Below are 12,105 nucleotides of genomic sequence, written 5' to 3'. Positions count from 1 at the left end.
GAGCCGTCGTCCGCCACCGAGCCCAGCATTGTCTCCAGGCCGGGCTCGTCAGCGAACTGCTCGCGCAGCGCGGCCAGCCGGCCGGGGTCGCGGCCGACCACCAGCACCGGGCTGCCGGCTTCCAGCAGCGCGGCGACAATACCCTGCCCCACGTTGCCGGTGCCGCCCAGCACCAGTACTTCGGGGGCCAGCGTCCCGCTCATGGGACTTTCACTCCCGCAACCGGGATAATCCCAATTCCGGCCAGTCGGCCGGGCTGACGGGGAGCGAGACGGACGGTGCCGCCACGCTGGGCCCGGGGAGCCGGGGTGAATTCGCGGAAAGCCTTGTCGGAGAACGGACCCGGGCGCTTTTCAACGGTCATGGCCAGGTCCAGCGAGGTGTTGTGGCCACCAAAGATGTGGCCGAGAATGTTCCGCAGGCGCATGGCCAGGGTCCTTCAGTTCGGGAATGGGGGCAGATTAGTCCTCAAACTCCCCCTTGATTAGTCCGGATTAAGGGGAATAATCGTCCCGTACCCGGCACAATCTTTCGGGCACTATCTCTCCACCCCCGACCTGGACTCCGTCATGGCCCACGATCTCAACGACACGCTGATCTTCGTCAAAGTGGTCGAGCAAGGCAGCTTCATTGCAGCTGCGAACGCGCTCGGCCTGCCCAAGACCACGGTCAGCCGCAAGGTGCAGGAACTGGAAACGCGGCTGGGCGCACGCCTGCTGCACCGGACCACGCGGCGACTGGGCCTGACCGAGGCGGGTTCGGTGTACCACGAGCACTGCCAGCGCATCGCGCGCGAGCTGGAAGAAGCCGAAGGCGCGGTGAGCCAGCTGCAGTCGGGCCCGCGTGGCTGGCTGCGCTTCACCGTGCCCTACTCCATCGGCATCACCTGGATCGCGCCGCTGCTGGGGCAGTTCCATGCGCAGTACCCGGAGATCCAGCTGGACATGCACCTTGGCAACGAGAAGCTGGACCTGATTGCCGGCGAAGCAGACCTCGCGCTGCGGGTCGGTGCGCTGCCGGATTCGAACCTGGTGGCGCGCAAGCTGGGCAGCCTGCGCACGCAGGTGTTTGCCAGCCCGGCCTATATCGAGCGCTATGGCGAGCCGCTGCATCCGGACGAACTGCAGTTCCACCGCATTCTGGCGATGCGCAAGGCGCGCAATCTCAACAACAACCGCTTCTTCTGGCAGCTGGGTGAGAACGGCGGGGATCTGCGCGATTTCCCGGTGAATCCGCTGCTGGTGGCCAATGATCCGTCGGCGTTGAACGGTGCACTGGTGTGCGGCGAAGGCCTGCTGCTGACCGGCGACGTGATGGCCAAGCCGTTCATCGAATCGGGCATGGTGCGCCGCGTGCTGGCCGGCTGGACCGGGCCGGAAGTGGACTTCAACGCGGTGTTCGCGGGCGGTCGGCTGGTGTCGCCGAAGGTGCGCGTGTTCGTTGATTTTCTGGTGGAGAAGCTGAACTTCGACGCCAACTACATGCTGGCGCAGTGCCCGGCGGCGAAGCTGGCCAAGCAGCAGCAGACGCAGGTGGAAGCGGAACTGCAGGAGACCGGCAAGCGGATTCTGGAGACGGTGACGGCGTAGTGACACGCCATGCGTGTCATGCGCGGTGACGATGACGGATTGACGCCATGGGTGTCTTGCCCAGTGACGATGCACCGTAGAGCCGGGCTTGCCCGGCTGGCTTTTCGCGAGAACCCAACAGCAGCCGGGCAAGCCCGGCTCTACAAAAAATGCCGCCTTTTCAGGCGGCATTTTTGCGATGCTGCGCATCGCAGCAATAACCGCGAAGCGGTTACTGCTGCAACGGAATCACACGAATCTCAACACGGCGGTTCTTGGCACGACCCGCGTCGGTGCTGTTGTCAGCAATCGGGTAGGCCTTACCCGCACCCAGCGTTTCAATACGCACCGGCTGCACGCCCTGCGCGGTCAGGTACGCAGCGACCGAATCAGCGCGTTCCTTCGAAAGCTTGTTGTTGACCGCATCGCTGCCGATGCTGTCGGTGTGGCCGACCACTTCGATCATGGTCTGGTTGTACTCGTTGAGGGTGCTGGCCACGCCATTGAGCGCACCGTAGAACTGCGGCTTCAGCGCCGACTTGCCGAAGTCGAAGGTGATGCCATCCGGCAGATTGAGGACGATGTTGTCGCCCTGGCGCTGCACGTCAATGCCGGTGTTGGCGGTGCGCTGGCGCAGCGCGGCTTCCTGGCGGTTCTGGTAGGCACCGACGCCGGCACCCGCCAGTGCGCCGATACCCGCACCCACCATCGCGTGCTGGCGGCGTTCGGTGGCGCTGTCGCCGGTCAGCAGGCCGGCGGCCACACCGATCGCGGTACCGATCAGCGCGTTACGGCCGGTGCGGCTCTGCTGCTGGGTCGGGTTGCCATACTGGTCGCTCTGCACATAGGAGCCGCCCGTGGCACAGGCCGACAGGGCAGCGGCGGTGAAAAGGGCCAGGGCCACATTGCGGGGTGCGGAAAGCTTCATGGGTTTCTCCTCAAAGCCGCTTCGGCGGCGTGCGAACGGCCTGAAGCATAAACACGCGCGCGCGATGCCGGGATGATGAATCGGGCACCAAGGGGTGTTCTGTTCAGGTAGCTGTCTGGAGCCGCGAGGGCGCGCTTTACTCGCCGCCGGTGCGCCGGTAGGCCGTCAACGCGGCATCCCGACCGGCTGCCAGGTCCACGATCGGCAGCGCCGGGTATGTTGGCGCATGCTGCGCCAGCAGATCCGGGGTCTGCCAGGGCGCGAAGCGGGCCTTGACTGGCAGCGTTGCCAGTTCCGGGACCCAGCGCGTGATGTAGCGCGCATTGGGATCGAACTTCTGCGCCTGGGTCACCGGATTGAAGATGCGGAAGTACGGCGCGGCGTCCGCCCCGGTGCCGGCCACCCACTGCCAGCCCATGGTGTTGTTGGCCAGGTCGGCGTCGACCAGGGTGTCCCAGAACCAACGGGCACCGTGCAGCCAGTGCTGGCGCATGTGCTTGCACAGGAAGCTGGCGACCAGCATGCGCACGCGGTTGTGCATGTAACCGGTGGCCCAGAGCTCGCGCAGGCCGGCGTCGATGATGGGAATCCCGGTGCGGCCCTGCTGCCAGGCGGCCAGCTGGGTGGGATTGTCGCGGGCCCACTGGAAGCTGTCGAAGCGCGGGTTGAGGTTGTGCTCCGGGGTTTTCGGGAAGTGATGCAGCAGGTGGTACGAGAACTCCCGCCAGCCCAGCTCGCGGATGTAGCCATCGATGTCGGCATCGCGACCGGCACTGCGTTCTGATTCCAATCGGCGCACGATCTGCCAGGGCGAAATTTCGCCGAAATGCAGGTGCGGAGACAGCAGCGAGGTACCGACGCGGTCAGGCAGATCACGCTGCTGGCGGTAGCCGTTGAGCGCGCCGTCGACGAACACGGTCAGCGCTTCCTGCGCGCCGGCTTCGCCCGGTTGCCAGTGCTCCCAGAACTGCTGGTCCCAGTTGAGCGTTGGCGTGAGTTTGAGGTCGGCCAGTGGCAGGCTGCGGGTGTCGTGCGCGGGAAGTGTGTCCGGCAGCTTGATCGGCGCAGGAATGTGCAGCCGGGTCAGCGCGTTGCGCCAGTACGGGGTGAACACCTTGTACGGCCCGCCCTGCTGGGTCGCAAGATCCCAGGGTTCGAACATCAGGCTGCCATTGCAGCTCTGCGCGTCGATGCCCTGCTCGCGCAGTTCGCGCTTGATGGTGGCATCGCGCGGCTGGGTGGCCGGTTCGTACTTGCGGTTCCAGTACACCGCCTCCGCGCCGGTTTCGGCGATCAGGGCGGCCAGTTCGGCCTGGCTGTCCCCCTGGCGCAGCACCAGTGCGGAACCCCGCGCCTGCAGGTCGGCGTCCAAGGCGGCCAGTGACCGATGCAACCAGGTGTTGGAGGCTTCGCCCGGTGCCCAGCTGCCCTCTTCATGCGGGGCGTGGATGTAGACCGGAACGGGCGTGTGCCCGGCTTCAAGTGCGGCGTGCAGAGCGGGATTGTCCTGCAGGCGCAGATCACGACGGAACCAGACCAGAGCTGACGACACGGGCGAAGACCACAGCGGAAAGAGCTGTGATGATACGGATCGCGGGTGAAAAATCCGGCACGAGCCGGGGCCTGCGCCCCGCACCACCGAGATGCCCCAGCTTTGGTAGCGTCGGTCGACAGACGACGGCCGACAGCATTGATCGGCGATTTGACGCATGGACTTCGTCGAAGAAGCCTCTCCGATCAACAGTCATGCCTACCTGAGCGTTGATCTGTTATCGGCGGTCGACTGTCGTGCGACCCTACCGGTCCCGATTCCCGATCAACGATCAGCGGGACGAGGACTCGAACCGCTTCATGGATTCGGTGATCAGCGCCTTCGCTTCGGCGGCATTGCCCCAGCCGTTGAGCTGCACCGGGTTGCGTCCTTCCGGGAGGTCTTTGTAGACCCGGAAGAAGGCTTCGATGCGCTGGCGCTCGATCTCCGGCAGGTCGTTCAGATCACGGATGTTGGCGTAAGTGGGATCGATCTTGTCGGTGGGCACGCCGATGACTTTCTCGTCCTGCTCGCCTTTGTCGATCATCTTCAGGTACCCGATCGGGCGGAAGGTGATGATCACGCCGGGGTGCAGGGGTTCACGGGTGAGCACCAGCGCATCCAGCGGGTCGTTGTCGCCGGCCAGGGTGCGCGGCATGGAACCATAGTTGGCTGGGTAGGCGACCGGCATGGACTGGAAGCGGTCGACGTGGACCAGGCCGTCTTCCTTGATCTCGTATTTGGTGAAGCTGCCGGCGGGGATTTCTACGGCGAGGTTGGCCTGTTCGGGGGCGTTCTTTGGTTGTGCGGCGAGGAACGGGTGCAGGACCGTGGGGGCGGCGAAGCTGGCGCCGGTGAGGAGCAGCAGGGCGGTGGCGATGGCGGCGAGGGGGAGAAGGCGGTTGGGCATGGTTGGCTCCAGCCACGCAGGGCGTGGCTCTACGGCGGTACGGAGATCCGGGTGAAGCCGGATCACTCCCAGCAACGGTCGGCGCGGCCCTTCAGGGTCTGGCTGCGCGCGCAGTCGCGGGGGGCGATGCGGCCCTCGGTCAACTCGGTCTTGCGCTTGCTGCCATCGGCCTGGCGGTCCAGGGTGAAGCCGTCGTACAGCCGGCCGGTGACGGTTCTTGCTTCGTACCGCAGGTGCTGTGGATCGATCGTGAGCACCTGGAACAGCTGGGTGTCTTCTCCCACGGGAGCCATGGTCGCCCTCGCCTCATCAGACACCCGGTACTGTTTCGGTCCTGCCACGGTGACCACGTACTGCGGGGTGGCCTGCTGGCCTTCACCACGACGGCCGTAGGTGTGGTCGTGCCCCTGCAGCACCAGGTCCACCTTGTGCTTGAGCACCACCGGCAGAATCTCCTCACGCAGCGCGGTGTTCTCACGCCCTTCGCGCGGCGAATAGAACGGCTGATGCAGCATCACGATGGTCCAGCGCTGGGGGTTGCCGGTGAGCACCTTGTCCAGCCACTGCGCCTGCCTCCGGGCGGTGCCGAGGTCGAGCGCGGAGGTGCCGTCGAGCACCACGAAGCGTGCGCCCTGGTAGTCGAACCAGTACGTGCTGGTGTCGGTGGCGGTGATGCCGTTGCGCGGCAGCGCGAAGGTCACCGGCCAGTGCCTGCCCAGCACGCGGCGCTCCTGCGGGGTGTCCTCGAATTCCTCGAAATACTCGTGGTTGCCGATCGCCGGTGCCACCGCGGTCTCCTGCGGCAGCCAGCCGGCAGCAGCGAACCACTCGCCCCACTCGCTGTCGTCCTGGCCATCACCGCCACTGACCAGGTCGCCGGCGAACAGACTCAGGCGCGCATCCGGTGCCGCCTTGAGGCCGGCACGCAGCACGCGCGAGACATGGCTGAGGTTCTTGTTCTGGGTGTCGCCGAAATACAACACGGTCAACGGCTGCTCGGCAGAGCCGGCTGTACGCAGCTGATTCCACGCACTCCAGGTGTCCTTGCCCTGCACGCGCCACAGGTACAGGGTGTCCGGGGCGAGGCCGGTGACATCCACACGGTGATGGTGCGAGCTGCCGTTCTCGGTCTGCAGCGCGGTGGTGGTCGCGGTTACGCGGGTGACCTTGCCGACATCCGGCGAGTCACCGGCGACCACCCATTCCAGCACCGGGGCGCTGACCGAGGTATCGGTGCGCCAGGCCACGCCAAAGCCATGCGCGGCGTCCTGCGCGGGTGAGGCGACGATACGGTCCGGGAAGCCGGTGGCGGCGTAGTGACGATTTCCCGCCGGCACCTGGGTGTTGGGTTCCACCTGGGTCGCGGTCTTCGCAGACGCTGCGCCACTGCACAACAGCAGCGCCAAGGTCAGCGCCGTCAAACACTCACGTGCACCCATCACTTCGCACACTCCAACGGCAGCGACAGCTGCTTGGCCACGCTGGCCCAATCAAAGGCAACCACGCCCTGGTCATCGTGCACGGCGTACAGTGCACCGTGCGGGAAACGCGGCGAGGCGCTCTGATCCATCCAGATGCCGTCGGTGTTGGCCACCGTGTTGCCCTGGAACGCGCCGACATGCTTCAGCGTGTGGCGGTCGAACAGGTGGAACACGCTGCGCTGCTTGCCCTGCTCGGTGGTAATCCACCAGCCGTCCTTGCCGCAGGTGCGCAGCATCACGCCCTCGGCCTGGGCCTTGAATGCATCACGGCCAAAGGTGGTGCCGGTGAATTTTCCTTCCAGTGTGTAGACCTTGAACTCGCTGGCGTAGGTTTCGTCTTCTTCGGCAATTAGCAGGCGGTCATTGGCCGGGTCGCCCCAGATCGATTCGACCACCCGCAGTGCACCGGTTTCTCCGGTGTCACCGATGCTCGACACCAGGGTAGCCTGCGCCTTGCCATCAGCCACCTTCATCGCATAGCGGCGCACGCGCTTGTCAAGCTCGGCCAGCGGCGGCAGGATGTCATTGCCCTGCGCGTCCTCACCGGCGTCGTAGGAATCGGTGACGTACACGTCGTAGCCATCGGCCTGCTTGTTCACCCACAGGCCGTAGGGCTTGCGCAGGTCGTCAGTGGCGAAGATGCCCAGCGGCGTGAAGTCCGGCAGCTGCAGCACCTGCACGCGATGGTTGTCGCGTTCCACGATCAGCACCAGGTCATCGATCACGGCGATGCCGTTGGGACGGTCGAACTGGCCCGGCGCGGTGCCGAGGCTGCCGACATCGCGCAGGTGCGCGCCGGTCTGCCCGTCGTAGACCACCAGTTTGTCGGTGGCCTTGGCGGTGGCGATCAGCCACACCTGCCCTTCCGGCGAGGTCCAGCTGGCCGGCGAGTCGATGTTGTCGGCCGGGGTCATCGGGGTCTGGAAGGCCTCGGCCACGGTGGCGATGCTGCGACCGGTGGTGGCCGCAGCGGGGTCGGCTGCAGGTGCCGGCGCGGCGGCAGGCTTGCAGCCTGCCAGCAATGCAACCGCCAGCAGGCTCAGTACAGGCAGCGCGCGCATCACAGCTGCACCTTCAGGCCGAGCGCATAGGTGCGGCCATACTCTTCGTTCTGCAACGTGCGCGAGCGCACGCCCTGGTACAGCTCCAACGGCTTGTCCAGCAGGTTCTGGGCTTCGAAGTACACGCTCACGTTCGAGGTGATCTTGTAGTCCAGGCTGAAGTCGAGCTGGGTGTTGGGGGCGACGTAGATGTCGAAGGCGCGGCTGTCGCCGAGGGTGTCGAGGTACTCGCTGCGGTACACCGCGGCCAGACGGGTACTGAAGCCGGCCTTTTCGTAGCCCACGTGCGCGCTGTACACATGCTTGGACGCACGCGGCAGGGTGAAGTCGTCACCTTCGCGATCCGCCAGGCCCGGGTTGAAGTCGGTGTCCAGCCAGGTGCCGCTGGCCCCGACCAACAGGCCGTCCCAGCCGGCCGGCAGGAAGCTCAGCTGCTGCTGCCAGTTGAATTCGGCACCGAACACCTTGGCCTTGTCGCCATTGATCACGCGGGTGACCTCGAAGTCCGGATACGCCGGATCGTCGTTGCTGACCGTGTTGACGATATACCCGTCGATCGACTTGTGGAACAGGCCCAGCGAGACGATGCCGGTGCTGCCGATGTAGCGCTCCATCGACAGGTCGAGGTTCTTCGATTCGTACGGATCCAGGTCCGGGTTGCCCAGGCGGACTTCCTCGTCACCGCGGTTGTAGCCTATGCGCGGCGCGGCGTCGCCGAACGACGGGCGCGACACGGTCTTGTTGGCGGCCGCACGCAGCACCCAGTCACTGCCGGCGTCATAACGCAGGTGCAGGCCCGGCAGCACGTTGGTGTAGCTCTTGTCGGCGCTGATCGGGGTAACCGTGTAGCTGCGGCCGTTGCTGGCCACATCAATGCTGTTGCCGGTGGACTTGACCTGGGTGTTTTCCACGCGCACGCCGCCGATCACGCGCAGCGAACCAATGTCCCAGGTGCCCATGGCGTAGCTGGCAAAGATGTCCTCACTGGCGGTGTAGTCTTCTTCCAGCGAGGTCATGGCGTTGGCACCGACGTCCTGCGGACGGGCGCTGTACTGGCTGCCGAACTGCGACCAGTAACGGCGCATCGCGTCCGAGCTCATGCCCTGCCCCAGGCTGCCACCGCGATGATCCGGGGTGGAGGTGGTCCAGTCGGACAGCGCGATGTCCGGGCCGACGCGCAGCTCGTTCTCGTCGATGTTCACGTCACGGTCGCGCCAGCGGCCGAGCAGGCCGAACTTGTAGCTCGAATGGTCGCCGTCAAAGCGCACGTTGATCTGCGCACTGCGTTCTTCGTCATCCACGCGCTTGGGCGAGAGCACCACGCGGTCGAAGTCGTAGTTGCCGTTGTCCATCCAGCTGGCATCGGTCAGCGTGTAGCGCGGAATGCCGGAGTTCTGGTCAACCGTGGCCCCCAGGTCGTCACCGTTGTACTCGAAACGCGCTTCCATCTCGTCGTTGACGCGCTCTTCGGTACGGGTGTAACCGACCTTGTAATCAACCACGGCATTGGTCAGGCGGTTTTCACCGCCCAGGCTCGCAGCGAAGGTGTTTTCCTTCTTGGTGCGGTAGCGCATGCGCTTCTGGATCGCATCGGCCGGCAGCTCGTCGACCTGGTAGCGGCGATCGCCGAGCGCGGTGATCTCGCCATCGCCGAAGTTGAAGATGGTGCGCTGGCGGGTTTCGGCGTCGTCGAACTGACTGTACAGGGTGCGCAGGTAGTAGCTGTTGCCCTCGCTGGGACGCCAGTCGAAGTTGAGGTTGGCACCGACGCGCTTGCGCTCGATCTCATACTTGCGGTGCTGCAGGCTGATCGGGAACAGTTCGCCCTCGGCCAGACCGTCGACTTCGTCGTACTCCACTTCGGAGTTGTCCGATTCGAACTTGCGGTTCTGGTAGTTCACGCCCAGTGCCACGCCGAAGGTGTCGGCGAACACTTCGCTGTAGTTGAATGCCGCCTTCGGGCTGGTGTGACCGGACAGCTGCTGGTGGCTGCCTTCGATCTTGCCACGCAGGCTGCGACCGTCGCGGTCGAACGCCGAGGCCGATTCGACCAGGATCGCACCGCCGATGGCGTCGCCCGGCATGTCCGGGGTCGGCGACTTGACCACGCGCAGGCGCTCGGTGGAGTCGGACGGGATCACGTCCAGCGGCGCAGCGCGGCTGGAATCTTCCGGGGTGCCGATGGCAATGCCATCAACGCTGACGCTGTTGAGGTTGGCATCCAGGCCGCGCACCACCACGAAGCGGCCTTCGCCCTGGTCGCGGGTGACACTGACGCCCGGCAGGCGCTGCAGCGATTCGGCCACGTTCTTGTCCGGGTACACGCCGAGCGAGTCGGAGGACACCGCGTCTTCAATCGCGTCGCTGCTGCGCTTGAGGTCGACCGCGCGGGTCTGCGACTCCAGCTGCGGACGCACCTCGATGCGGTCCAGGTCGGTGGCATTGCCGCTGGCGGCAACGTCGCCGGCAGCCAGCGCGGGGGTGGTGGACATGACCAGCAACGACAGGCTGATGGCCAGCCCCAACGGCGATTTGTTCTGCACGGGAAGTCCCAACGGTGTAAAGATTGGGTCAGCACGGTATGTCCGTCAGGTTTCATGAACATGACATTCAGAAACCCGGTGTGAGGGTTTGCGACCGGGGTTCGCTAAAATGGCCTTAATCCCCGTTCTGGTTACCTCTCATGAAAATCGTTGAAGTCCGCCACCCGCTGGTGCAGCACAAGATCGGCCTGATGCGCGACGCGTCCCTGAGCACCAAGGACTTCCGCGAACTGGCCAACGAGCTGGGCGAACTGCTGGCCTACGAGGCCACCGCTGACCTCGAGACCGAACCCCACACCCTGGCCGGCTGGGCTGGCCCGGTCACCGTGCAGCGCATTGCCGGGGCCAAGATCACCCTGGTGCCGATCCTGCGCGCCGGCCTGGGCATGCTGGGCGGCGTGCTGTCGCTGATTCCTGCCGCCCGCGTCAGCGTGGTCGGCCTGCAGCGCGACGAAGAGACCCTGCAGCCGGTGCCCTACTTCGAGCGCCTGACCGGCCGCCTGGAAGAGCGCGATGCGCTGATCCTCGACCCCATGCTCGCCACCGGCGGCACCCTGATCGCCACCATCGACATGCTCAAGCGCGCCGGTGCACGCCGGATCAAGGGCATTTTCCTGGTTGCCGCCCCGGAGGGCATCGCCGCCGTGCAGGCCGCGCACCCGGACGTGGAGATCTATACCGCTGCCATTGATGCGCAGCTCAATGACAAGGGTTACATCCTGCCGGGGCTGGGCGATGCGGGCGACCGTATTTTCGGTACGCGCGTGGCGGGATAGGACGGTTCAGACCGGGTCGATGACACGCATGGCGTGTCACTACGACCCTTGGTCGACCGACCGGTAGTGACACGCCATGCGTGTCATCGCGGTGCCTGCAATCTCACGCCAACGCGCGGGCCTTCAGCTCACCCAGCTCATGGGCGGTGGCAAACCGCCCCTTCTCGTCGCGCACCACCTGCGCCAGCGCGACCTGCGGGTCGTGGGTAAAGAACAGGTGCACGTTGCGCGCCAGCTTGTCTTCCAGGAAGCTGCGCTTCTCGTCAATCAGCAGTTCCGCATTGCGGTCGTAGCCCATCGTGATCGGCACGTGCACCCATGACCGGCCAGGAATCAGGTCGGCGCAGAACACCACCCCGCCCCGCGGCTCACCCTCCACCCGTTCCGGCCCGACAATCTCGGCCAGCATCAGCCCTGGCGTGTGCCCATCACTGAAGCTGAAACGCACACTCTGCCCGAGTGCCTTCGAGTAGGGCCCCTCGACAATCTCCAATCGCCCACTGTCGCGCAGCAGCTGCGGCAGCTCCGGAATGAAACTGGCGCGATCACGCGGATGCGGCTGCAGCGCACGCGCCCAGTGTTCCGCACCGACCAGGAAGATCGCATTCGGGAACAGCAGTTCCAGCCCACGCCCTTCACTCCACGGTGCCAGCAGGCCGCCCGCGTGATCGAAGTGCAGATGGCTCAACACCACCACGTCGATGTCTTCGTGTTCGAACCCCGCTTCGCGCAGCGATTCGATCAACACATGCCGCGATTCCTGCACGCCATAACGGTCGCGCAGTTTCGGTTCAAAGAACGCACCGATCCCGGTTTCAAACAGCACCGTCTTACCCGCCAGCGGGCTCGCCAGCAGCGCACGGCAGGCCAGTTCGATCCGGTTGAGATCGTCCGGTGCCGCCCATTTCTCCCACACCGCGCGCGGCGCATTGCCGAACATCGCGCCGCCATCGAGCTTCTGTGAGTTACCGCGGATCGACCATAGTTTCATGGGTAAATTATCCGGCGGCGCGCGTTAATAATTCGATAGGCGTGGCGGGATGGAGCATCCACTGGGCGGGACGTTGGGGACCAGCGGAAGGCGGTTTTGATTTCCGTTGGCCACCGACCCACTGTCGAAGGTGGGTCGGGGTGGGTTTGCGGGGGTGTGAGCCGCATGGATGCGGCGACCAAGCCCCCATGGACGGGTTTACGGCGTCCCCCGCAAACCCACCCCGACCCGCCAAAGCAGAGATACGATGGCCGTGGGTTGTTCGCATGAATCCAGCAGCAGCCACGCATGGCGTGGCTCTACGGATCCCACGCAA

Annotated in this window: 11 protein-coding genes; 2 read left to right on the top strand and 9 right to left on the bottom strand. The window is 65.3% G+C overall.

Going from position 1 to position 12,105, the window contains the following annotated elements; translation table 11 throughout:
- The coding region (locus RT551_RS04820; protein ID WP_313456070.1) for an NAD(P)-binding domain-containing protein at nucleotides 1-203 on the bottom strand (203 nt) is incomplete at its 3' end.
- On the bottom strand, nucleotides 200-427 hold the full coding sequence (locus RT551_RS04815) for a hypothetical protein (protein WP_313456069.1): 228 nt from the start codon (nucleotides 425-427) through the stop codon (nucleotides 200-202). The genes RT551_RS04820 and RT551_RS04815, both read right to left, overlap by 4 nt.
- A 142-nt stretch (nucleotides 428-569) precedes the next feature.
- Here RT551_RS04815 and RT551_RS04810 point away from each other — a divergent pair, with 142 nt between their 5' ends.
- Nucleotides 570-1,589 (top strand): LysR family transcriptional regulator, encoded by a 1,020-nt coding sequence (locus RT551_RS04810; protein ID WP_313456067.1) that lies wholly within the window; start codon nucleotides 570-572, stop codon nucleotides 1,587-1,589.
- 211 nt (nucleotides 1,590-1,800) lie between these two features.
- Here RT551_RS04810 and RT551_RS04805 read toward each other — a convergent pair whose 3' ends face one another.
- The 6 genes from RT551_RS04805 to RT551_RS04780 all read right to left on the bottom strand — a co-directional run bounded on the left by RT551_RS04805 (nucleotide 1,801) and on the right by RT551_RS04780 (nucleotide 10,022).
- A complete protein-coding gene (locus tag RT551_RS04805) occupies nucleotides 1,801-2,496 on the bottom strand; it encodes an OmpA family protein (RefSeq protein WP_313456066.1) in 696 nt (231 codons plus the stop codon).
- A 136-nt stretch (nucleotides 2,497-2,632) separates the two neighbouring features.
- A complete protein-coding gene (locus tag RT551_RS04800; protein WP_313456064.1) occupies nucleotides 2,633-4,048 on the bottom strand; it encodes a deoxyribodipyrimidine photo-lyase in 1,416 nt (471 codons plus the stop codon).
- A 271-nt stretch (nucleotides 4,049-4,319) separates the two neighbouring features.
- Nucleotides 4,320-4,937, bottom strand: coding sequence for an inorganic diphosphatase (locus tag RT551_RS04795; protein WP_313456063.1), 618 nt, complete (start codon nucleotides 4,935-4,937; stop codon nucleotides 4,320-4,322).
- A gap of 62 nt (nucleotides 4,938-4,999) precedes the next feature.
- A complete protein-coding gene (locus tag RT551_RS04790) occupies nucleotides 5,000-6,376 on the bottom strand; it encodes a metallophosphoesterase family protein (protein ID WP_313456061.1) in 1,377 nt (458 codons plus the stop codon).
- Nucleotides 6,376-7,482, bottom strand: coding sequence for a phytase (locus RT551_RS04785; protein WP_313456060.1), 1,107 nt, complete (start codon nucleotides 7,480-7,482; stop codon nucleotides 6,376-6,378). The genes RT551_RS04790 and RT551_RS04785 overlap by 1 nt, the downstream gene beginning before the upstream one ends.
- Nucleotides 7,479-10,022 carry a TonB-dependent receptor gene (locus RT551_RS04780; protein WP_313456059.1) on the bottom strand — a complete coding sequence of 848 codons (2,544 nt, stop codon included), beginning with the start codon at nucleotides 10,020-10,022 and terminating at the stop codon, nucleotides 7,479-7,481. Before RT551_RS04780 ends, RT551_RS04785 begins: the two co-directional genes overlap by 4 nt.
- Nucleotides 10,023-10,162: 140 nt before the next feature.
- On the opposite strand from RT551_RS04780, the gene upp reads away from it, so the two are divergent.
- Nucleotides 10,163-10,798 (top strand): uracil phosphoribosyltransferase, encoded by a 636-nt coding sequence (gene upp, locus RT551_RS04775; protein WP_313456057.1) that lies wholly within the window; start codon nucleotides 10,163-10,165, stop codon nucleotides 10,796-10,798.
- A gap of 103 nt (nucleotides 10,799-10,901) precedes the next feature.
- On the opposite strand, the gene RT551_RS04770 is transcribed toward upp, so the two are convergent.
- Nucleotides 10,902-11,789 carry an MBL fold metallo-hydrolase gene (locus tag RT551_RS04770; protein ID WP_313456055.1) on the bottom strand — a complete coding sequence of 296 codons (888 nt, stop codon included), beginning with the start codon at nucleotides 11,787-11,789 and terminating at the stop codon, nucleotides 10,902-10,904.
- Between the last annotated feature and the right edge of the window lie 316 nt (nucleotides 11,790-12,105).

The sequence above is a fragment of the Stenotrophomonas sp. genome, from assembly GCF_032103445.1.
Lineage (GTDB): Bacteria > Pseudomonadota > Gammaproteobacteria > Xanthomonadales > Xanthomonadaceae > Stenotrophomonas.
Note: the sequence above shows the minus strand (reverse complement) of the source record. Positions and strands in the feature narration are given on the sequence as shown.

Coding starts and splice junctions, on each gene's coding strand:
- RT551_RS04810 (WP_313456067.1), top strand. CDS start 570: ATGGCCCACGATCTCAACGACACGCTGATCTTCGTCAAAGTGGTCGAG.
- RT551_RS04770 (WP_313456055.1), bottom strand. CDS start 11,789: ATGAAACTATGGTCGATCCGCGGTAACTCACAGAAGCTCGATGGCGGC.
- RT551_RS04795 (WP_313456063.1), bottom strand. CDS start 4,937: ATGCCCAACCGCCTTCTCCCCCTCGCCGCCATCGCCACCGCCCTGCTG.
- RT551_RS04790 (WP_313456061.1), bottom strand. CDS start 6,376: ATGGGTGCACGTGAGTGTTTGACGGCGCTGACCTTGGCGCTGCTGTTG.
- RT551_RS04805 (WP_313456066.1), bottom strand. CDS start 2,496: ATGAAGCTTTCCGCACCCCGCAATGTGGCCCTGGCCCTTTTCACCGCC.
- upp (WP_313456057.1), top strand. CDS start 10,163: ATGAAAATCGTTGAAGTCCGCCACCCGCTGGTGCAGCACAAGATCGGC.
- RT551_RS04815 (WP_313456069.1), bottom strand. CDS start 427: ATGCGCCTGCGGAACATTCTCGGCCACATCTTTGGTGGCCACAACACC.